Raw genomic sequence first — 22,687 nt, forward strand, 5'->3', positions numbered from 1 at the left:
GACGCCGGTTTCCGCCGCCCCCGGGTTCGGCCGCCGGTCCGCATGCGTGCGCCACTGGAGTTCCACGGGCCGCGCATGACCCATATATGCAAGAACGGAGGGCGCTACGCTGATGTGCCGTACCTGTCGCTTCGCATTCGAATACGGCGTTTGAACCGGGCCGCGCAGCAAAGGCGCTCGTTGCTTCAACCCATATGTACTGTTGAAGGATTCGCTATCAGTCGCGAAGTGGAATCGTTGCGCGGGGGCGTCTGACAGTGAGGGTCGACCACCGGAGTCAGACGCCTGCGCGCGCGCCGATGAGCGAGCGCCGATCCCAGGCGTATTTGAACTCGACATCGGGCTGCGGCGGACGGGCGACACCCGAACTCCGCGCTCGCCGCGAGCAAGCGGCCCCATGCGATCATGGGCGTCGCGGGCCGCCGGCCCGCTCGCCGGACCGCGTGCGTGCATCGATGGAGCGGGCCGGTTCGCCAGCGCGAACATGCGCGTGCTACTTATGCGAATGCGGGTGCCGGCGCTGGTGCGGGTGAATGGGTATGAAACGAGACTGTCCGCCCGTGATGCGATTCGATCCGCGCGTGACGAAGCGTTGTGCTGCGCCGCCTCGCGATCGATCCTGCGTCCGATAACCATCTGGCTGACGTGCTTCGTCGTGTGAGCGATCGAAGCCGCCGCATTCCGGGCCATGGCCGTGCGCGAACCATTCAACCGTACGGCCCGATATGGAAGAATCGCACCTGCCAAGGGACTGCTGCGGCTCGTGTCGGCCCGTTGAATGCCACGCGTCGTCGCTGAACTGTTGACTGCAACGTCTGCGGCCACTCGCGCCGAGACTCGTTCGCGGCCTCGCGCGCCAGGGGCATTCGCTGAGACGTGGAAACTGGAGATATGCAGATGCACATGCGTCACCCACGACGCCAACGTTGGCGCCGCTCGACGAGGCGAAGCATAGCCGCCGCGCTCGGCGCGCCAGCGGTGCCAGCGCAGCACGACCGGCGTCCTTGGTGCCTGATTCCGTCCGCACCACCGCCTCCGCGCGTGACGGCGGCAGAACCCCACAGCAGCGTCGCGGGCTCGCAAACGGGCCAGTTTCATGTTGCCTGCCTCAAACCGTGGTGAGCGAGTTCCAGCGTCTCCATGACGACCTGGGAAGCGTTCGCGTCGAGATCGGACGATGACCATTTCACCGGAATGGCATGCTCGATCTGCCATGCCCAAGCGCGCACACCGGCTTCGTCCTGCAGCCGCACGCGTACGGTTCGGCGTGTGACGTCGCCGTCCGCGGTCGCGAGCGCCCATTTCCAGAGATCGTCGAGAGCGAGCCCCCGCTCGAAAACGACGCTCGAATACGTGACCTGCGTGACCAGCTTGTGCTCGTACTCGTTTACGCCGCCTTCGCGGTACGATTCATGTCTTACTTCGCGTGCGATTCCCTTCACGCGCAGGAATGCGCCGCTCGCCAGACCATCGATTTCCACGATATAGCGGAAGCCGCGAAGCGGGTCCTGACGTGCCATGATCGCTCTCCATCAGATTTCGAAGGGATTGGACGGCGTGCCTTCGAGGACGCGATTGATCGAAGAAATCTCTCGGCACCAGCGGCGCCGCTCGTGATGCTCCATCTGCATGAGGTCGCTGTGCGGCCAATGGAAGTGGTAGGCAATGAAGGCCATCTCCTCGTACAGCGACTTGACGGGATAGGCCCTCATGCTTCCCCCAGCGAGGTCGCCATGCGGGACGTGCTTGCGGCGGGATGCTTCGTCACCGGGTTCGCGGCCGGCATATCGAAAGCGTCGCCGGAATTAAGTTCCTCGTAGAGACGCTGCAGATACGCGAAATCGGCGGCGAACAGCCCTTCGATCAAGCCCGTGTGGATATCCTGAAGCGCACCCAGCCGGGTGATGACACGCGAAAGCACGATCACGGCCACGTACGCTTCGTTTTGCTGCACGCGCGGATCGCGCAATGGAAGAATTTCATCGGCTGCGGTGGCGAGACGCATCACGCCTCGCCGGTGCAGCGCGCCGCTTTCGTCGACATAGCCCTTGGGCAACTCGAACTCGACTTCCGTCTGGAAGCCCATCGATGATGAAGTGTTCATAGGATCATGTGCTCTCGTGTGAGGGTCCGCATGTCTGGAATCGCCGGCCTACTTGGTGCGCTGGATGCCTTCGTTGACCAGTTCGAGCAGCTCAATGAGAACCTCATTGCCCTTCGCGTTGAGATCGGTGGGATCGTATTTGATCGGCCAGGCCTCGCTCACGATGAAGCGCGCGGCATCCTGCCCCGCTTCGTCCTGCACGACGATCGCGACGGTCTTGCGATTCGACATCACCAGACCCGCGGACACGTCCTTATGCCAGTTGTAGAGATTGAGCGCATTGGTGCCGACGAACAGCCCCCACTTGAGGGTGATGTTGCCGTACTTGGTGAGACCGGAAAGCTTCCGCACATGCGGAGGGTCCGTCCCATCTCGATACTCCACCGCGTCGATGGTCGTCTCGCCAATCATCACTTCGCTGAACGCGGCCTGCGTGATGGAGTCGATTTCGAGGCGGTAGCGGAAATTGCGTAAGGGATCGATGCGAGCCATGGCTCCACCTCCTAGGTCTGTGCTTCAGCGGTGTTCTGGAAGATGCGAAAGATCACGAACTCGGCTGGACGCACAGGGGCAATGCCAATTTCGCAGATAAGCCGTCCGTTCAGAATGTCGTCCTGGGTCATGGTCGAGCGATCACACGTGATGAAGAACGCTTCTTCCTCGGTGCGCCCGAAGAGCGCGCCAAGCCGCCACTGCGTGCGCAGGAACAGGCGAATCGTGTCGATGACGCGTGCCCAGAGCCGGTCGTCGTTCGGTTCGAAGACCACCCATTGCGTGCCTTCGTAAATGGAGCGCTCGAGAAAGATGAACAGCCGGCGCACGCTCACGTATTTCCAGAGGGCGTCGGAGGTGAGAGTGCGCGCGCCCCATATGCGGATGCCGCGTTCCGCGAACTTGCGTATCGCGTTGACCCCGCGCGGATTGAGAACGTCCTGCGTGCTGTCGTCGATCTCGGCTGTGATGTCGAGCACGCCGCGCAGGATTTCATTTGCGGGCGCCTTGAAGACGCCTCGCTCGGTGTCCGTGCGTGCATACACGCCGAGCACATGGCCGCCCGGCGGGACGATCTTGCGCGCACCCGTCTGCGGGTCGGAGATCTTAATCCACGGGAAATAAAGTGCGGCGTACTGGGTATCGGTAATGGCGCTGCGCGGCTGGAAGTCGGTGGTGGCGCTCAGGTCCGGATCCACGACGGCAAAGCGGAACTTCAGTCTCTCGCAGTGCTCGATCACTACCAGATTGACATCCACGGGAGCACCCGGGGAATAGACCAGTGCCACGTCCCGATACGGATCCAGCTCCAGTGCGGCGAGCCCCTGCGGCTTCATGCGCTGCGGAAGCTGCACGCGTCCCGCGAAATCCGCCACGTCCGGCGGCTTGCCGTTATCGCCATTCTTGGTTAACTGCGCAAACTTCTTGTCGGGAAGTGCGTTCGCCGGTCCGCCGGTGGAGATGACTTCGATGAGCGCGGAGTTATCCGTCAGCCGCTTGTTCCAGTAGTTCGGCGAGCGCTCGTCCGCATCGAGGTCATCGAAGGTCTCGAATGCGTTAGGAAACGGCGGACGCGTCGGGTCCTTGAACCATTCCGCAGGGCTCCCGTTTGGAGGACTGGCGTAGTACGCCACGCGGAGTTTCACGCCTACCGGCACCAACTTCTTGTTCGAGTCGGGCTTCTGTGTGGAGCTTGGTTCCACGAACACATACACGCCCTTGCCCCAAGCGCCCGGCCCGGCCGCCCGGATCACGAAACTGCCGAATGCTGCTTCTGCGGTCGTCGCCGCATCGTCCGTCACGCGGCACACATACATCCGCTTGCCGCCGTTTTCGAAGAAGCCATTGACCGCATAAGGCATGAACTTGTCATCGCCGAAGACCCCGCCGAACCAGCGCGTGTAGTCCTTGTAGCTCGTGACGAGCCGCGGCTTCGTCGGGCCTCGCTCGGTTTCGCCGATGAATGCCGCGGTGCTCGTCGGCACCGCTTCGATCGGCTTCGGTCCTCGTTCGATCTCTTCGACGTAGACCCCAGGATGCAGATATTCGGGCATGGCATTTCTCCGATGGTGGGGTCAACGCGCGTCGCTTTTGGACTGACCGCTGCACTTGCAATCGCCGTCCTGCTTTGGAGCATCTTTACCGGGGTCTTGATCCGGGTCTTTATCCGGGTCTTTGTCGGTGTCTTTACCCGTCTCTTTTTTTGGTGTGTACGCCTTGCAATCGATGGGCTCCGCGCGGAAGTTCGTTTGAAGAGCGGCGATGCCGTCTTCAATGAGCTTTTTCGTGTGCTCGATTTCCGCCGTCGTGATTGCCAGCTTCGCTTGCGCAGCAGCGAATTCATCGCTAGCTGGACGCAGTCGGGTGACAGCAATGCAGCCGATGATCCAGGGCAACTTATCCGGATTGACGATGTACGGCAGAGCCCCGACGAGGTGCTGGCGCAGGCTCGGCACGCCGACATCCGGTCCACAGCACTCGTCCGGCAGGCTGTCATCGCATTTGAACCCGTCCTTCGGAGGTTTGGTCTCGTCGTCCTTCTTGCCGTCCTGCGTGTCGTTCGGCTTGTCGTCCTGCTTGCCGTCGTGCGGTTTCCCTTGCCCGCAGTCTGGCTCAGGATCTTTCGAATCCTTGTGCTCTTCGCAGATCGTGATGTACATCGTTTTGATCGACGACTTCCACTCATTTTTCGGGCCCTCGTCTCGCGGACGTATGGCCCAGTGTCTCGGCAGCAGTGTCATGAAAACGTCGTACACCGCCTTGGCCGGATCACTGGCGATGACGGCCTGCGTGTCGATGATCAATTGATTGTTCAGCTCGAGCACTTCACCAAGCCTGTCGGATGGCTTTTCCCAGGCAGCCAGCACGTCCTTGATGCGTTTCAGCCTGGCTTCCAGTTGCGTGACGTTGCGCTGGTGCCATGCTTGGAGATCGAAGAGCGAATAAACCTGGTTCGTCAAAGGACCCGTGATTTGCGGACCGGCGACCTTCTTTCCGCCTTGGTCCAATCTCCATCCCGTTGGGCCATTGAGCCTCTCATCCAGCACTCGAATCTGCCCCAGTTGCTTGCATAGCCGACACTCAAGCAGGCATTCCCAACAAGACACCGCGCAGGTGAGCTTGGGCAGCAGTTCGAAGATGAGATCGTCCTGCGCTTTCCAGGTTTTACGGAGATCCTCGAAGCGCGTCTTCGTATAGTCCGTCTGGGCACTCTTTGCCTTGTTCTGAATATCGGTCAGTTCGTCCGCGAACGCCTGCGCCCGCTCGGCTTTCTTGACCAGCTCATTCTGCGCCCGGATCAACTCGTCCAGGCATGTTTGCGAATCGTCCCCTGGAACCGTGGGGCACTCGCACGTAGCGAGACACAGGATGGGCTTCGGAATCTCAGGCGGCGTGGGCGCGTCGGGAAAATTCGCGCACTCCTTGTAGCCACATTGTTCGGATGTAGACGACGTCGTCTCGCTCATGGTCTGCTCCTCCTGACTGCCGGTTCGTTACTGAAGCTCATCCCACGCATAGACCTCGTCTGCGACTCGGCCAAGTGGAAGAGGAAAGACGGCCTGTTTCCGGGAACCAGTCTGACGCCTGACCGATAGCCGGACAGTCATTCTTCCTTGCCCGTCGAGAAAGGGATTTCGATCGGCCCTCACGGGCTGATCCACCTGTGCCAATTGCCCGCGCGCGAGGCGTAGAACGGCCGTGAAGGCCCCCGCCGAATTGGTCGTCGCGAGCGACCCCCACGCATGCCACGTCGTGCCGTCATCGTCCAGCCACTCCAGTTGAACCGTCGCGTTGCCGATCGGCACAGGCGTCTCGCCGAGCTTGACCCGCCGTTCATACACGGAGCCACGAAGCGCCGTGGTTCCCGCAGCGAACGGATAGCTGGCGAGCGGCCTGAGTTCCACGCGGTTCAACTGCCGCGCAACCTGTGCCGCCGCAATCTCGACGGGCTCGAACGGCACGGTGCGAGGTTCGATGGAGATCTTTTCTAAGTTCTTCAGGTCTTCCGTGAGCCAGACGAAGAGCCCGCCGGCGTTGACGACGGGTTGCCGAAGCAGTCCCTTCGCGATGACGTCCACTCCGCTGCTGACGCGCTCGAGCGTCACCGAATCCAGCAACTCGATGGCGAACATTGCGTCGCGCGTGTAGGCGCGAACGAGCGGCAGGCGCACTTCGAACAGGCGGGCCATGGCTACACCTTGTCCAGTCCGATGCCCGCGCCCACATCGAGGCTGTCCTTCACCACCGGCGGCCCTTCGGCCTCCGGCAGCTTCGGATCGAGCCAAACGGGACTGGCCAGGTAAGCGACGGAGGTGCGGTAGTTCGCCGTGGGGAACAGCGCCCAGATCCGGCTCGTTTCTTCGGTGGTGAGCGGTTCCAGAGAGACATGCATCGTCTCGTAACCGACGCCCATGCCCGATAGCTCCGGCTCGAGCTGGAGCAATTGCATGGCCGCTCCCAGTGTTTGCAGCAGGATTTCCTCTTGCTCGTCGGCGGTGTTTCCCACGGTGACGAGATAGTAGAGGTCCAGCGGCAACGCATTCCTGAAGATGACCAGCGGCGGCGGCGGGAGGTCGGACGGCACCCGGTGTTCGTGATTGCGCAGATCCCTATTGGGCAGAATGCGATAAAGAAACAGAATGAGCGATGCCCCGGCCGCATGAGGATCGTCGAGCGGTCCGACGAACACTTTGCCCGGCCCCGTCACCTGCTCGAGCCGTTCGCGCAGCGTTCTCGTTACACGGAAGAGCGCGTCGCCGTTCATGCGGCCCTCCGTTGGTCGGATGGCAGATGCGGCGTCCATTCGGGTCGGCCGAGCTTGGCGAGTTCGGCGTTCGTCGCATAGACGATGTGCTCGACCGTGATCGGCTGGTCAGCGGCGGCGGCAACGAAGGCCGCACGGAGCGTGATCTGACGGATATAACCGCCCGTCAGCTCGATGTCGCGAGCAAGCAAACGGAATGCGGTTGCATCGAGCCGATGCGTGCCCTCCGGTAGACAGCGGCGCCAGATATCTTCACGCGCGGCGACATCGGGGCGAGGGAAATCCACCACGAATCGCAAACGCCGGAGAAACGCGGCATCCAGGTTCTGACGGAGATTCGTGGTCAGGATCGCCAGACCGTCGTACGCTTCCATTCGCTGCAGCAGGAAGGCGACCTCGATGTTCGCGTATCGATCGTGCGCATCCTTGACCTCGCTGCGCTTACCCAGTAGGGCATCGGCTTCGTCGATGAGTATTGCGGAACCGGAATTCTGAGCGTCGTTGAAGACGCAATCGATGTTCTTTTCGGTTTCGCCGATGTACTTGCTCACGACGCGTGAGATGTCCAGACGAAGCATCTGAACTCCCAGGCTACGTGCCACCGCGACCGCTGCCATCGTCTTTCCGGTCCCGCTTGGACCATAAAACAGAGCCGTCACGCCGCACCCATAGGGCAATTGCTTGCGGAAGTTCCACTCGTCCAGCACCTTCGGCGCGAGGCGTACGTTCTCGACAATTTCTGTCAGTTGCTTTTTTCGATCCGGCGGCAAGACAACTTGCTTAAGTTCGAATTCGGGTTCGATGAGTTCGGCAAAATGTGAGACACGCTCGTTCGCCACCTCCTTGCAGGCAGCGACGAAACGGTCAATGCGACATGCTTCCTGAGCCTCCTCGCAATCGGGCTTGCTGCACGCGGACAACATCGCTCGCTCGAATCCGTCTATTTGCAGCGGATATTGCCGGGTGATGGCATCGATCTCCGGCTCGTTGAGGATCAGCTTCGCGTGCTTTGCGGCCATGCGTGCTGCTGCCTTGCGTGCGACGCCGAGAATGGCGTCATCCGGACAATCGAAGCTGTCGGGCGCAAGCACGCGGGCGATACTCGCCCCTTCGGGGCAGATGACGGCGCCGTTACATTGAAGCGCCCCAAGCGTTGCGAGAAAAAGTCGAAACGATCGCTCCTCTCGTCCGAAGTCGTCCGCCGAACCGAGGTCCAGAATCAGGGGGCGGCCGGTGAGGCGCGCCATCCGTCCCAACCGTAGCGCGCATTCCTCGACACCCGCGGCATCAGTACCGGCGAGATCGGCAAGCTCGACACGAATGGGCAGGATTTCCTGGATCGTCACGCCGAGTTCCAGCAGCGCCCGCCAATCGGCGCCGCTCTGGCCGCGGAGCACGACCCAGCGGGTCATCCGTTGTTCCATGATCTTCCGGATCAACAGCACGGCTTCTTCGCGAATGTCCGGCCCCTCCAGCAAGGCTGCGCCGGGCCACGGAATCGATCTCGTTATTCGACGTGTGTGCTCGTCGAGTGCGAGCACTGAGGTGCTTCCCAACAGCCAGTCTGCGATGCACGGATCGACGCGCAGGCTTTCGTCCGCGGGAGACAGGCCTCCGGTCCGGGTGTCCAGCAATCGCCAACGGATCAGGTTTCCGCCACGCGCAAGCGCTTGCCGGACTTGAACCGGCTCGCCGATAAGCGCGGTGCACAGCCCAAGCGTGGGTACCCGCCGGCTCAGGTCATCGAGCAACAGGCCGAAGCAGCGTTGGTAGCGCGGATCGAGTTCCGGCGCCACGGCCAGGAGCAAGACACGGATTTCGGCGGGACACAGGTCGAAGACCAGACATGCAATCGCGAGCGGTTCCTTGCTCGATCCCGCAGCGTCCAGCGCGCGAAACAATTCCTTCTCCGCATCGCTTGCTGCCTGCGCGAGACCGGAAGATGAATTCACGGATCTGGAATCAAGTGATTCCGCCACGGTCGCTACGGTGAGCGTGAGACCGGGAAGGTCCCCTTGTCCGGTGGCAAGCTCCGCAACGGCATGGCGCAATACCGCGTGGATCCACTTGATGGCGGCGCTCAACAGTGGACATACAGGGATAGCTTCAGCCGCAACGGACGGAGTCGAGGCGTCCGCCTTGGAGACCGGTTCCAGTTGCACACGCAAGAGCCGGTCTCGCGGGTCGCCGCCGGTTCGATTGCCAAGTTCGCACACCGCCGCCAGGAGAGCGTCCAGACCGATATCGCGGAGTTCGACGTGAACCGCGTCGCCGACGATCTCCACTCTGACGACGATCAGATCAGAGCGCTCGCGGAGCCACTCATATGCAAGGCTCGCGGTACTGTCCTGGTCTCCGACGACAATGATCGCGAGCGGCATCGGGAATTCACGCGCGTCAACACTAACTTCCGATGCAGCGAGTACGCGTTTCTTCAACAGCGTCATGTCGGGGCGACGAGCGACAGCCTCGGCAATAAGGTCGGCCGCGAGGTCTGGCGAGACACTGACGACTAGAACGCTAATGGACGGCGACACTTTGAGACGCTCCGAAGGCGCTGATATGGCCGGATTTATGCCATAGTCTTTCAGCCCTGAAGATGCCTCCCGGCGATCCATTCGTGAGCCGGTTCGTCGCCTGCGTCCGGGAATCAGGAAAGGCCACTTAGTTGATGAATCGTTTTTGCACCCTGCGATCGCCTGTCGAGCGATAGGCCTTGATGAATCCGATCTGCATCCGAACGAGAGGCTCTCTCGGCCTGCGTTGGAGCTTTCGCGCTGCCCACGTGTGATGAGCGCGCTGATCGGACGTCAGCGCTTGAGCGCCAGCCGGTACACCGCTCCGTTCAGCGCGTCGAGGAACTCATCGACGCGCTGCGTTGCCACCCGGTTCTCGTTCTTGCCGCCATAGCCCTGGATTTTGGTAATGGCGTTCGACATGCGGGGATTGTTGTGAACCAGCGCATCGACTTTCGAAATGAATCCCAGGAGGTCGCGGCAAAGCTGCCGCCCTTGCGGAGACAGGCCCAGATAAACCGCGACGGAAATGGTGTTCGTCTCGACACGCACATAGCGGATGTGGGCATCGTAGTCATGAAATCGCGGATGAAAGAAGTCTTTGATGCATCTGGGCGACGGGTAGCCGTGCTTGTGCCACGTTCCCCACGGATGGCTCGACTTGCGATGATTGCAGTCATGACAGGCCGCCGCGAGATTCCAGTAATGCAGCGAGAACCGCGGATACTCATCGCGCGAGAGGACGTGCTCCACGGGCCGCGCGTAGGCAATATTCTGCAGCCAGCGGCGGCAATAGCAGCAACGGTTCTTTTGGAGCTGCGCGAGATGGTCTCTCAGCGCCTTCTGAATCTGAACGCCGAAGTCGATGGGTTTTCCTTTCGTATTGGTCGCTTTGACCGAACGCAATGCGGGCCACCTGTCGGTGTTCTTCCGCCGGGAGAGCCTTCGTTCTCTCCGCCATAGTGTCCTGGCGCAAACAAACAGATACTGATACTCGTGCGGCGCGCTGAAGAAAGTTTGTCCCTCTTCCACGAGTTGCTGGATTCGCTGGCTTTTTGTTGTCATTCCGGTCGTGGCCTTAGTTGCGCGATGCCTTTACGTCTCGGATCTCCGTGATGGCGGCCTGCGCCTTTTCGATCAGATCGATATCTGCTACCGCAGTGTCCCGGCTGTCGAAAGTCCTGCCATCTTCCACGATGCGCCTCATCTCCCCAAGCTGGCCCAGAATGTCATTGCCGACATCCTGAGCGACTTGATCGCGATTCGCGACGTCAATGAATTCTGCCACGAGGGATGCGCATCGCTCGTGTACTTCGCGGTTGTTGGTCGTGTAGGTTCGAAATCCCTCGAACAGCGCGGTCTCCACAGAGCGCCGGGATTCCTCATCCAGCGGTTGAAGCGTGACGTCACGGAGCGTGAAGCAATGGTCGTCGCTTTCGAGCGCGCCCGAAATGACGATGGGTGAATGCGTGGCGACGAGAACGTCGGCACGGAACCGCCGGCCGATGGTCGTGAAAATCTTCGGGATGGCGCGTTGCCAGCTTACGTGAAGACTGATCTCCGGCTCGTCCACGAGGAACAGTGTGCCACTGCTGGCGTACCGAACCATCTTTGCGGCGAGCATAATGATCTGCTGCTCACCCGAGCTGAGCTCGTCGAACGGCGTGATGCTGCCGCGGTCCTGCCTGCGCTTGAGTCCCAGCTTATACATGCGCGAAGCCGCCGGAGATTCCTGCAACGATACGGCACGCTCCCGGTCGATAGCCTCGTCGGCGTTCAGGCGCACGACGCCGCCTATGAGCCCGCCATCCGCGTGAGCGTTTCTGCCGATGCCACGGGGCATGAGATACAACTCGGATTCGAATCCGGCTAGCTGGGCGATCTCGTCGAAGATTGCCTTCTTCTCCGGGCTTGCGTGAATCTCGAGCATCAGTCTGCCCGCCATGACCGCCGCGTCGCGAATGTTGATTCCCGCCATGGAAGTCCGGGCGCCCATGTACGTGTAGAAGCTGGCGCCCTGTCCTTTCAGCAATCGCGGGAAACGATCGATTGCCCCGAAGGAAATGGCGACCACCTTCCTTCTTTTCTTGACGGCTGTTTCGTGGGCGATATCCTGCAAGAGAAAGCTCTTGCCTTCCCCGTTGTTGCCAATGACGTAGATTCGCTTTCCTGACGCAGACTCGTCATCGAGATATCTATTCACTATCGCACGGTCGACTCTCGCCAGAAAGTCATCTTGACCCTTCGATTGCAGATACGCCTGCGCGACGAGCCTGCACTCGTTTTCGACGACGTGCCAGACAGGCACCTGCTGGCACAGTCCCGGCACGTTCCGATACCCCGAGCCGAACTCGCGCGCGAAGATGTTCTGCAGCAGATGTTCACCCTTGCCCGACGGCTCGAATGGCGCGTGGTCGAAGTCGATACGTTCGGTGCACAGGGCGACCAGCCGTCCAACGAACGATGCCACGGCTTTCCCATGCTCGCTGAAGCCAAGATGCGCCAGAGGCTCGGTGTCGATGAATAAAATCGTTTCCTTACCTAACTGGAATCCTGGCCCATCCTTCCGAATCAGCCACGCCGAAAACTTCGCGGACTTCTGACCACTTGCGCTTCGCGGAAGATCGATGACCGCGACCACGTGTCCGCCCCGCACGAGTTCGTCCCGGGGACGGAACCGCACCTGCGATGACTGGCCATCGCTTCGAGGGACGATCACGAGCATCAAGTCGAACCGTGCATGAGTCAACATCGCTTCATGAGCGAAACTCAATGCAGATGGCGGTCGCGACCAGGGGCGGTTTTCCACCAGGGAAGCGATTTCGTCCCGATGGAACCGCCTTCCAGGGGGATTGATCAACGCCAGATCCACGCGGTGGTGGGGCCACTCGAACAGTTCCTCCTGACTCGCCGGGGATGGCAGTTCTTCATTGCGGATGGCGTCCATACGCAAGCGCATGTCCCGCGCAAAACCCAGCCAGTCGCGACGCACACCGGTCAATACCCGGAGACTTTGGCCGGCGACCTTCGCGGCCTGGATTGGAAACTGACCCGTCACGCCGAACATATCGACTAATGTATGGCTTCCGAGCGGCAAAAGCGCCGACGCCAGACGGGCGCAAAAGGCCTCCCGTGCGAAATCGACGCCGGGCGCGGCCAGACGTGCGAGGCCCAGATCGAAGACGGGCGGGATGAATTCCTCGTCCACCTTTCGCAGCCACTCGTACACGAAGGAGAACCGCGTCAGAGCTGCTTCCTCATCGCCTGGCGCGATGAGCGTTTCCTCAACTCGGTCGTGGTGAAATGCCTCCCGGACGGCCGAAACAAGGCCGTTCATGCGCTCCCTGAATTCCGCCGGATGACTGGCACGAAGCCACGCAAAGATCTCTGAGTCACTCGAGATATTCGCATAACTCTCATTGACCAACAGACGCCTGTCGAACAGCGCCTCTATCAGGCCACTGCCCGACGGCTCCCGGTAGCTGACCGCGTGAACGTAGAGACATACCATTGCTTCCAGATGGATCTTGATCTTTCGAGTGTCGCCAAGGTCGGACGACAGCTTCAGAAAGCCTTGCCAGAAGCGGGTGGCGATGATGTCTGTCTCGCGGAGAGTGTCCATGAAGATTCAAGGTAAGAGAGGGCGTCGACGGGGTCGATAACATGTCGATCCGTCGCCTGATGATCAGCAAAAAGGTCAATCCGCAGCGATGATACGGGATGAGCAGGCAGCGTGTGGCATCGCTTGGCCTGCGCGGGTTGTCCTGATCGTTCGCGGTGATGGTCTGATAACTATCGACAATAGCGCCGCCGCATCCCAATTCACTCGACTCGATGCAGTCCGCTCTGCGGAGCAGGCGCTCAGCACATGGCCTGAGAACTCGCCACAGACATTCGCGAGCTTGCCGGGCGGCCCAGGGCATCGCCAGGACACACGATCTAGATCTTTTTTAGTCTCCCGGGAAGCATCGGCAGCGCGTGCCGCTTGTGCGAAGAATCGAGGACGATCGCAAGCTAGGGCGCTCCAGGGCAAACAAGCCACGTCGATCAACGCGCCTGGAAGTGTGGATCGAAGAGGAGCCGCGGCCATGGATGAGGAACGTGCCTCAGTGCGCAGGCCTGGTGTTGCGAGGCGGCCGCCGGCGCTTCCGGCACGAGCGAACTCCGACGCCGTGGTAACAGGTTCGACGCCTGCGGCGCGCACGCTGCACCGGCGCCTAGGAAATCAGGGCACGCAAGCCTTCGCGGCACGGCTGGCAGCCAAATCCGGCGTTCCCGCAGCCGCATCCGTAGCCACGCCACCGATCCAGGCGAGCCTCACTGTCAGCCAGCCCGGAGACCCTTACGAACTGGAAGCGGACCGCGTCGCCGATTCCGTGATGCGCATGCCCACGCCGTCCACGCAAGCTCCCGGCATTTCCACCGTGTCGGCGGCGGGCCCAGCGCTTCGACGATCTTGCGCCACGTGCGAGGCCGCGAGCGAGCACAAGGCCGAGGTCAATGGGCAGATGCGACTCGACCGGAAGGAAGCCTCCGGCGCCGCCTTTGGCGTCGCGCCCGCGGTCGAAACGAACGTGCACATTCTGCAAGGCCAAGGCAGTCCCTTGTTGCCCGCGACACGCGCCTTCTTCGAGCCAAGCTTTGGCGCCGACTTCAGCCAGGTACGCGTGAACACAGGCCCGCGCGCGGATGAAACGGCACGCTCGCTCGGCGCGCGTGCCTTCACGGTGGGCTCCTCGATCTCCTTCGCCGCCGGCCAGTTTGCGCCGACATCAAGGGAAGGCCGGCACTTGCTGGCACATGAGTTGACCCATGTGGTGCAGCAGCATCCGGAGATTCGCCGGACCGGCACAGCCGTGCAGCGTCAACAGGCCTCCCCCGGTGCGCCGCCGCAAGACGGCGATACAGCCAAGCTTGACATGGCAAGAATGGTCGGCGTTCCACAGGTCCAGGCCGACCACTGGTACAACATCAGTATTCCGGGTACCGACTACCAATTCGACCCCAGCATCGAGGGAGTCAAGACCGCGGCCGGCGTCGTCAAGGACGCGGCGGTCGAAAGCCTGCAATGGGTCGCCGACGAGATCATGGGTCTCGTCAATGGCGCGCTCGACTGGCTCAAACAGCAATGGGCGGAACTCAAGGGCATGGCGCATGCCGCCTGGGATCGGGCGAAGGCGGCATTTAATGACATCATCGGCTTCTTCAAGAACCCGCTTGGCTTCCTCGCCGACGCGATCATGGGCCTGGACACCGACGCGCTGACGCGCGGATGGGCGACGTTCACGGGCCTGGTGAACTCCATTGCGAACGGCTTCAAGGCCATGGTCGACAACATACTCGGGGCGGCCAGCGCGCTCTGGGGCGTCATCAACCGCTTCGCGACCGGAGTGCTCAACCGGGTGGCGAGCCTTACCTCGAACTTTCTGTTCAGGAAACTCCCTGATGTCGTGCAGAAAGGCGTGAACGCCCTTATCAACACGCTGAGGAGCCTGTGGCAGGACATCAACGATGGCTGGACCGCGTTGGTCAAGGAAGTCAAGCAATGGGCCGACAGCGCGATCGACGCAGTAATGGGTTTCGTGAACCGAGTGATGAGTTTCGGCATCAACGTCGTCATTTCGGGCATCGTCCTGTTCGGCCAGGTGGTTCTGTTCCTGAAAGATCTGTTCACCCATCCGCGCAAGTACGTCGACCTGCTTGCCGCACGTACCGTGCAGGCTTTCGAGAACGTCGAAACGCGCTTTGCGGAAGTGATTGGCCAGTATCTCGGCGGCACGAAGGCGGCGCCGGCGGCGGCGAGCTTCAGCGGGCCTGCCGCCACCACGGTAATGCGGGCACCGGCGCCGGACGCCGGCAAGAAAGGATCGGCCTCGTGGGCGGAGATCGGCTCGGGCGTCCTCGCGATGATGGGCAAGAAATGGGCCGAATTCAAAGCCAATCCCATGCGCGTCGTCGTCGACCTATTGATCGACTTGATCTACCCGATGGCCGGGAACGTCAAGGACATCATCCAGCTCTTCAAGGACATCTGGCACATCGTGACAGGCCCCCTGAGCGCCGGGTCGCTCGAGGAGCTGTGGACGAGCCTGCTGCTGATACTCGACATCCCGATCCTGATCTACCACACCGTCGTCGGCGTTCTGATGCGCACGCTGACACTGCCCCTGATCGTCGCCAGTTTCATTCCTCATCCGGTCGTCAAGGGCCTTGCCGCGTTGGTCGGCTACGGGTTGCTCGGCGCTTTCGTACAATCGGAGCAGCTTAATATCGGCCACAAGCTGCTGCTCCTGAAGACCGGCTCGACCACGGCCGCACAGAAGGAAGAAGCGTACAACCGGATTGCCGACAGCCTGATCGCGTTCGCGATGGCGCTGGCGATCGCCCTGTTCATACTGCTGCTCCACTTCCTCGGAAACATTGCGAAGGGCATCTATAACTTCGTCAAGGGAAAGGTGTTCGGCATCGACCCAGCACCGGCGGGAGGCAAGGGTAGCCAGCCGGGAAAGGGAAAAGGGCCGAAGGGCGAACCCGATGAAGGCAAACTCGGCGAAGCCAAGGGGGACAAAGGTACATCGAGCAAGGACGGCAAGCGCCGCCTGCGCATGAATGAAGGCGAGTGCGAAGTGTGCGCCTCGCCGTGCGAGAAGCTGCGCAAGAAATACGGGTCGCTGGTCACAGACAAGATAGAAGCCAAGATCAAGGCGGTCGAGGACAATCCGAAGCTGAACGATGCAGCGAAGGAGGAAGCCCTCAAACCGATCGAGCAGGAACTGGCAGACGCGCTCAAGGCCAAAGCTGCCTCAGTGAAAGGACCGTATTCTCACCTCCCCGATAACATCAAGGTAGAGCCGGGCCGCGATTTCCAGCCTGGGCAAAAGCCGAAGATCCTCGCCGAGAACGCCAACCAGCACGGCGGCAAACTGTTCTCCGACGAACCGCTCGATCCGTGGTACGGCAAGGAACTCGAGCCGCCGCTCAAGGGACCGCAGGAGCCGGGCAAATTCGCCCGGGTTCCGGACAACCAGGCTCAGGTCGATCACATCATCCCGAAGACCGGGCCAAACGGCGAGCCTCTGGGATCTAACTCCTACTCGAATGCCAAGGTCGTATCGGCCGAGTACAATCGCGGAAAGAGCAACAAACTGTAGGCGCCATGATGACCGCTCGAGGCTATCCGAAGTCCTATGCGTTGCGACGTGGAGTCATCCTCCGGGCGGCCGTGCACACGACAATGCTGGCGAGCGAGCCCGCACTCGGTGGCTTCCTCGCCTGGGACGGAACCGACTACGTGCTCAACAACGCCGACGGTACCTACGCCGCGATCACGTTTGACGGATCGGACATCGTCGGCGTCTTCTTCGATGCGGAAAGCAGCTACAACCCGTACGTATCGGGTGGCGCCTATGACATCGAGATTTTCTTTCGCGGGATGCCGCCGCGCTTGCGCTCGCTGGCCGAGCGCCATGCGCTCGCCTACAACCGCCAGAACTATCAGTGTCGTTCCATGGCATTGATCACAGCGGCATTCTGGAGTGTCGACGACTATCTGACGGCCGCATTTCCGTGGGAGGATGTCTTCCGGCACGGCGCACATATCGTGCGTGTCGAGCTGCTCGGCGACACTGACGAGGCCTGGCAGGAATGGCGCGAAGCGTATCAATGTTCGCCCGGACAACTCGCCGCCGCGCGCGCCCTGTTCTGGCGGGACTTGAGCAAGTAACGAGAAAGAAAGCGTCTACGGTGTATGGACCGATCGAGAAATCCGTCACTTCTTCCTGAACGCGTGTTTTCCAACGCTAACATCATCGGCACCGCAAGGCCGGCCGGTCGCCGCACTGCAACTTGTTCACTACTACAGCGCGTTTCCACCGTCACCGAGCCGACGTTCCAACGTCCGCATACAGGTTGGGATGAACGAATGTTGATGGCCGCACTCTGCCGAATGATGTAACGGCGATCAACGATGACAGGAGCGGGCACGCCTGCGTGTGAATGAGCATAATCAGCAATCGGTATTCGGAGCCATCGAACGCGTGCCGCGCGACTTCGCGTGGGATCGGAATTGACGGTTGACGATGCGAATGGGCGTCCGTCGTTCGAGCGGCTGCAAAGCCGTTCGCGAACGTCTGTCCCAATCTGGGTGAAGGCAGCGATGCGTGAAAACCCCGCGCGCCTCTGTGTGTTCGACATGCTCGCCAATGTGAGCGTGACACTCGCAGCCTGCCGCTTGCCGAGCGAAAAGAGGCTCTGCGCGACAGTTTCGACGACACCGGCACGCTCATCTTCGTGCACGGAGTCGTATCGGCGGGTCTGTGGGTGTTTCAGCAGGTCCAAGCAACGACCTCGAAGGCATGGTCGCCAAGCGCCTCGACTCGACCTATCACCGCGGGAGCAAACCGCACGTCACGGCAATTGAAGGTCGCTCCTAGAAGAAAAAGGGCCAATATAGAGGTCCAGTCGGACCTTACCGAGCTGTCCGTATTATTGGAGTTGTTATACGGACCCAGGCAAGGGTCTTTCCTTGCTGGACAAGCAACCACGGATACATAATGGGCGAATGAATATCAGTTGTTATATCTCGGCGAGTCCGTTTAATAACTGTTAGGCTAATTAAGGAGTCGTTGCGCCATGACTAAATTTATTTCATTTTTAAGCAGTTTAGTTTTGGCAAGCGGGACTGCGCTCTGCGCTGAATCCACAAACAGCATTGACGACAAATCACTAAAAGACGTTCCAGAACCTATCAAGTGCTATGGCTACTTAGGTGACGTTACTGGCGACGAGAAGATGTCCGTAGGTCTCGCTGTTCAGCTCTGCGCAGGCACAAAGAATGCCAAGGCCACTTTAGTTTGCTACAAAATGGCGTTTGAAAGACTGGGGTTGAACCGTGGCCTTGCCATCGAGCTTTGCAGCGAGGGAAGAAAGCTTCAATGATGGGTTTTAAGAGTCACCCCTGCACAAAAGGTACCTAACATTTCGTTCAAGGCGGACAGCTTCGCCGCCGCTTAACTCGAACGTCGAGTGCCCGCTCACGGAGGTGTTGCTGACGGTTCGTGGCTCGTTTCAAGCGAACCCGGAGGGCGGGTATTGGCCGATAGCACCAATTCGAGAACGCTCTCCAGAGCGGTCGTTGAGATGCTCAGTGGTTACTCACTGGCATCTGATGTCAACGAGAACTACCGGACCCTCTCCGGTCATACGCGTCCGCATTAGCCTAACGGCAACTTCCATGGCATGGGCAGTCGTCACCCGTGCGGCCATCGCTGCCTCGTGGTCGGCCAAAACTGCCGTCCATCGCTAGCAGTTGACGCTATTTCCGCAAAGACCGGTTCCGAGTAACGCTGTCAGGGAACATTGTGAAACGTGATGATCGAGGGGAACCCAGACGCCAGGCCAAAGTTCTGTGTCTGATAGGCGACGGTGGTGCTTGTCATCCGGAACTGCGCCACTACGACGCTGCCAGGACCGGTAAGGGTAAGCACGTGCGCGACGGTGTCGTAGTTGCGGTCGGTGGCGTTGGCCTCCAGCTCGATAGAATGGTGCTCCCCAAATTCCTCGATAGTGCCGCCGAACGCGCCTGGGCTTCGCAGCACGAGCTTGGCGTTATTGCCGGCAAACTTGATCGCTTGATCTGCCACGGCCTCGAGCGATGCCACGCTGTCTGTCTGCAGTTCGGTCGAGCCGCTATCCTCAAGCGTACCGAAACACCGCAGCTCGCCGCCTGCAGCGACCGTGATCTGGCCGGCATTGTCGAGATCACCGATCAGGTTCAGGTTCTGGTGCACGGTTATCGTCCCACGCTCGCTGATAACGAATCCCGCGGAGGCAATTATCGTCCCGTGTCCGATCAATGTGCCGCCATCGTTGACGCCGAACGCCGATGTTTCGATCTGCCCATCCGCAAGCGATAGTGTGCCGTTAATGTTAACTGCGATGCCCGCCGAAACAAAACCATGCTTCTCGACCGTGAGCGAGCCAACCCCGAAATGCCCTACTTCAATGGCGTTATCAACGATGAGACGCGCGCCGTCGTCCTTGACCGTCACAATGCCGTTGCCCTGGTCACTTTTTCCACTGTCCGGGGCCCACCCGATTGCCACATCCTCCGCGAAGACAAGACCACGCTCATGCAGGTGCAGTTCTCCGACCGAGTAACGGCCGACAATGACCTGTCCGTGTGCCTGCAGCGACGCATGCGACACGTTGACGATTCCGTGGGACGGTGGGATGTCGGGGGATGGTGGGATGCCTTTGACCCCGGGGTGGTTCCCGATAACCAGGGCCCACGGATATTTAATCGGGTCGCTGTTCCCGACGGTTACCGCAGCCCCTTGCATGATCGTTAGCGTGCCGGTCCCGTCTTGTCCGACGGACATCGGCTGATTACCACCGTTGATAACGGCGTGCGCTCCCCGCACCACCAACGTGCCGTGATTCCCGGCAATCCTTGCGATGGAGATCGCGAATGTGTCTGGCGGGTTACACCCTGAGATGACGACGCGGCTGTCGTCGACTGTCACGATGGCTGGGTCGGTAGTCGGAGGGTTGGGGACGAAATTCAGCCCGATATGAAGCTTCGGCGTGGTCAGAATGGAGCCCGGAGCCAACGTCAACCTTTCGTTGACGGGACAGCCGTAGGTTGCAGTCAGGTGGCCTTTAACCTCGTTGGTCCCACCAAAGTTCAGGACCCTTGCGGCACCCGTTCCGGTGATCGGCTTAGCGGCGTCAACGATGATCGCGACGTCATTGGGTCCTGGCGGCGCTTCAGCTGCGTTATCCCAGTTGCCTGCTATAGCAAACACGCCCGTCCCGGCGCTTCCAGTCCAATGAAATATGGTCACGATAATCTCCGGCGACTGGTCGCGTTGGCATAGTCGCAGCGTGCGTGTGCGTCTGCGATGCCTCCGGCTGTCGGGGATAAGGAGTTACGCACTGCGACCGGGTGTTCAAAATATAGGTGGATATTTCCGGAATGTTTAGTTTTAGATCGTGACCACCTCAGGACTTGTCCGCGTTGCTCGGAGCCAGTATTCGCCAATGTCATATTCGAACCAAAAGCCGTTCTCGTTGCTGATTATGCAACGTTCACTCTCGCGAATTGAAACGGCCGCTTACTGAGTTGGATCTGTCGTGCAAATGCCCGGGCAACGGTGTGAGTGAACAACTCTTCCTGGCCGGCTGTACGCGTTCCCCCACTGCGCCGGAAAGCTGCCGTTGAAGACTCGAACGTGAGCACTGTAGATCGTCCACGGACCTGGCGCTCCCGGCATATGCGAAATTCATGCGCCTTGTCGAGGAAGCCGAGGCGACATGTTCCTCCAAGGCACGTTATGAATCTTTCGTGACTTGCGTTTTCAACGCTTGACTTGGACCCTCAACCGGCTATCAATAAAGCAGCATCATTTCCGTTCGGGGCTGCAATGAAGGCCTCCCCAAGTGAACTCTCACACACCCGCACGCGGGCGGCACAATATGTCCGTATGTCGACGGACTATCAAAAATACTCTCCTGAAAACCAGAAGCTCGCGATCAGCAAATTTGCCGTAGATCATAATATCGAGATCGTTGCCACCTATGAGGACACCGGTAAAAGTGGATTAACTCTCCATGGCCGTAAAGGCTTGCAACGCTTGCTTGCCGATGTACACGCTGCCGATCGTGAATTCGACCAGGTACTCGTGTTCGATGTCAGTCGATGGGGACGGTTCCAGGACGTCGACGAAAGCGCTCACTACGAGTACGTGTGCCGACAGGCAGGCGTCAAGGTCACATATTGCCAGGAGAGCTTCAACAATGACGGCACTCCAGCATCGAATCTCCTGAAAACGTTGAAACGCGCCATGGCAGGAGAATACAGTCGTGAACTTTCAGCAAAGGTATATGCGGGGCAATGCAGGCTCGCTGAACGTGGGTTCTGGCAAGGCGCTTCAGCAGGCTTCGGACTTCAGCGAATCCTTGTCGATGCGCACCGAAGAGTGAAGGGGCCACTGAAGGACCGGGAACGTAAAAGCCTGCAGACCGATCGCGTGATCATTGTTCCCGGCAAGCCGTCCGAAGTGGCGTTGGTTCGCCGCATATTTGAATGGTACGTCGAGCACGGGATCGGGCCGTACAGAATTGCGAGGAGACTCAACGACTTTGGGATCTGCAACGCACGAGCGGGCAAGTGGCCATCCCAGCTGGTTGGCAACATTCTCAATAACGAAAAGTATGCGGGCGCCAATATCTATGGCCGTACAGCAACGAAACTCAACGCGCCATGGAAACGGAATCCAGAATCCGAATGGGTGCGGGCTCCACTTGCGTTCGAACCGGTCATTGATCCGTCAGTGTTCAAAGCAGCTCACAACATGCGCCGTCGGCGTACCAGATTCCTGACCGACGACGAGCTATTAGACCGGCTTGGCTGTTTCGCCAAATCTGCTCGCAGGATTACCCAAAAAACAATCGACCTCGAACGGACACTGCCCGCTGGGCAAACCTACGCCAGGCGCTTCGGAAGCGTGCTCAACGCATACACGCGTATTGGCTATGAACCGCGCTGCCACGGAATGTCCCCTGAAGTCTTCCGGGCGTCACGCTCGGCACTTCGCGCACGTGTTCAGCACGTAGCAGATCAACTTCGTATCAGAGGACACTCTTTGGCCTTCTCGGCAGATGGCAACACCGTGACCGTCGACAACGAACTGAGCATTCGGTTTGTAGCGAGGCTCGTACGTCACTACGATTGTCGAAGTCCTCGTTGGAAAGTACGCTGGCCACTCCGCTCGTCTCCTCATCTGCTTGCAGTGTTCCGTCTTGACGCAGCATTCGCATCGCTTGTCGATGTGCACCTATTTCCAAGAGGCAGCCTTCCACCTGGACGGGAGTTAGCGATATCTATTGGAAAGGGACGAGAAGGAATCTTGGAGAAATTCCGGTTTCCCGATGAAAGCATCCTGATTGAACTGACGGCACGATGCCCTCTGGAGATGTCATATGAACGGCCTGACACAGCAGCCGATTGAATTCATCCCGACCGAACAGATTCGCGTCATTAACCCCAGCACTCGTGGGAAGAAGCAGCATCAAGCCATCGTTGAGAATATTGCATCGGTGGGACTGAAGAAGCCGATAACAGTAAGCAAACTTGCCGAGGCTATCGGCGAGTATCGATATGACCTCGTTTGCGGCCAGGGACGCCTCGAGGCCGTCCGGCTACTCGGCTACGAGACCATACCCGCGCGCGTCGTGATCAAGGATGAGGCGGACTGTCTGCTGATGAGCCTTATCGAAAATGTGGCGAGGCGAAACCATTAAACACAGGAA

Annotated in this window: 17 protein-coding genes; 5 read left to right on the top strand and 12 right to left on the bottom strand. The window is 59.9% G+C overall.

Going from position 1 to position 22,687, the window contains the following annotated elements; genetic code table 11:
• Positions 1 to 1,094 precede the first annotated feature (1,094 nt).
• The 11 genes from BLT65_RS40410 to BLT65_RS40460 all read right to left on the bottom strand — a co-directional run bounded on the left by BLT65_RS40410 (position 1,095) and on the right by BLT65_RS40460 (position 12,998).
• Positions 1,095 to 1,520, bottom strand: a complete 426-nt coding sequence (locus BLT65_RS40410) for a phage tail protein (protein WP_091789274.1) — start codon at positions 1,518 to 1,520, stop codon at positions 1,095 to 1,097.
• Positions 1,521 to 1,532: 12 nt separating this feature from the next.
• Positions 1,533 to 1,712 carry a DUF6760 family protein gene (locus BLT65_RS40415; RefSeq protein WP_091789276.1) on the bottom strand — a complete coding sequence of 60 codons (180 nt, stop codon included), beginning with the start codon at positions 1,710 to 1,712 and terminating at the stop codon, positions 1,533 to 1,535.
• Positions 1,709 to 2,104, bottom strand: a complete 396-nt coding sequence (locus tag BLT65_RS40420) for a hypothetical protein (RefSeq protein WP_208545882.1) — start codon at positions 2,102 to 2,104, stop codon at positions 1,709 to 1,711. Before BLT65_RS40420 ends, BLT65_RS40415 begins: the two co-directional genes overlap by 4 nt.
• Before the next feature lie 48 nt (positions 2,105 to 2,152).
• Positions 2,153 to 2,596 (bottom strand): phage tail protein, encoded by a 444-nt coding sequence (locus BLT65_RS40425; protein WP_091789279.1) that lies wholly within the window; start codon positions 2,594 to 2,596, stop codon positions 2,153 to 2,155.
• Positions 2,597 to 2,607: 11 nt separating this feature from the next.
• Positions 2,608 to 3,957 (bottom strand): phage tail sheath family protein, encoded by a 1,350-nt coding sequence (locus BLT65_RS40430; protein ID WP_244186978.1) that lies wholly within the window; start codon positions 3,955 to 3,957, stop codon positions 2,608 to 2,610.
• Positions 3,958 to 4,170: 213 nt separating this feature from the next.
• Positions 4,171 to 5,562 (bottom strand): hypothetical protein, encoded by a 1,392-nt coding sequence (locus BLT65_RS40435; protein WP_091789285.1) that lies wholly within the window; start codon positions 5,560 to 5,562, stop codon positions 4,171 to 4,173.
• 27 nt (positions 5,563 to 5,589) lie between these two features.
• Positions 5,590 to 6,285: a hypothetical protein gene (locus BLT65_RS40440; protein WP_091789288.1), complete on the bottom strand. Its 696-nt coding sequence runs from the start codon at positions 6,283 to 6,285 to the stop codon at positions 5,590 to 5,592.
• Positions 6,286 to 6,287: 2 nt separating this feature from the next.
• A complete protein-coding gene (locus BLT65_RS40445) occupies positions 6,288 to 6,860 on the bottom strand; it encodes a Pvc16 family protein (RefSeq protein WP_091789291.1) in 573 nt (190 codons plus the stop codon).
• Entirely contained in the window at positions 6,857 to 9,397 is a 2,541-nt protein-coding gene (locus BLT65_RS40450; protein WP_167306632.1) for an AAA family ATPase, read from the bottom strand. The genes BLT65_RS40445 and BLT65_RS40450 overlap by 4 nt, the downstream gene beginning before the upstream one ends.
• A 273-nt stretch (positions 9,398 to 9,670) precedes the next feature.
• Complete coding sequence (locus tag BLT65_RS40455) at positions 9,671 to 10,282, bottom strand: HNH endonuclease (protein WP_091789297.1); 612 nt, start codon at positions 10,280 to 10,282, stop codon at positions 9,671 to 9,673.
• A 172-nt stretch (positions 10,283 to 10,454) separates the two neighbouring features.
• Entirely contained in the window at positions 10,455 to 12,998 is a 2,544-nt protein-coding gene (locus BLT65_RS40460; RefSeq protein ID WP_091789300.1) for an AAA family ATPase, read from the bottom strand.
• A 466-nt stretch (positions 12,999 to 13,464) separates the two neighbouring features.
• Between BLT65_RS40460 and BLT65_RS40465 the strand changes: the two genes are divergently transcribed.
• The 3 genes from BLT65_RS40465 (at position 13,465) to BLT65_RS40475 (ending at position 18,313) form a co-directional block, all read left to right on the top strand.
• Complete coding sequence (locus BLT65_RS40465) at positions 13,465 to 16,527, top strand: eCIS core domain-containing protein (RefSeq protein WP_167306633.1); 3,063 nt, start codon at positions 13,465 to 13,467, stop codon at positions 16,525 to 16,527.
• 5 nt (positions 16,528 to 16,532) lie between these two features.
• Complete coding sequence (locus tag BLT65_RS40470; RefSeq protein ID WP_143036651.1) at positions 16,533 to 17,099, top strand: hypothetical protein; 567 nt, start codon at positions 16,533 to 16,535, stop codon at positions 17,097 to 17,099.
• A gap of 908 nt (positions 17,100 to 18,007) precedes the next feature.
• Positions 18,008 to 18,313, top strand: coding sequence for a hypothetical protein (locus BLT65_RS40475; protein WP_091789309.1), 306 nt, complete (start codon positions 18,008 to 18,010; stop codon positions 18,311 to 18,313).
• A gap of 410 nt (positions 18,314 to 18,723) precedes the next feature.
• Here the strand turns inward: BLT65_RS40475 and BLT65_RS40480 are convergent, their stop codons facing one another.
• Entirely contained in the window at positions 18,724 to 20,220 is a 1,497-nt protein-coding gene (locus BLT65_RS40480; RefSeq protein WP_091789312.1) for a hypothetical protein, read from the bottom strand.
• 579 nt (positions 20,221 to 20,799) lie between these two features.
• Here BLT65_RS40480 and BLT65_RS40485 point away from each other — a divergent pair.
• Positions 20,800 to 22,386, top strand: a complete 1,587-nt coding sequence (locus tag BLT65_RS40485; RefSeq protein ID WP_143036652.1) for a recombinase family protein — start codon at positions 20,800 to 20,802, stop codon at positions 22,384 to 22,386.
• The gene (locus tag BLT65_RS40490; protein ID WP_091789318.1) at positions 22,358 to 22,678 is read left to right on the top strand and encodes a ParB N-terminal domain-containing protein; all 321 of its coding nucleotides are present in this window, start codon (positions 22,358 to 22,360) and stop codon (positions 22,676 to 22,678) included. The genes BLT65_RS40485 and BLT65_RS40490 overlap by 29 nt, the downstream gene beginning before the upstream one ends.
• The last annotated feature ends 9 nt before the right edge of the window (positions 22,679 to 22,687 follow it).

This window comes from Paraburkholderia steynii, assembly GCF_900100565.1.
GTDB lineage: Bacteria > Pseudomonadota > Gammaproteobacteria > Burkholderiales > Burkholderiaceae > Paraburkholderia > Paraburkholderia terrae.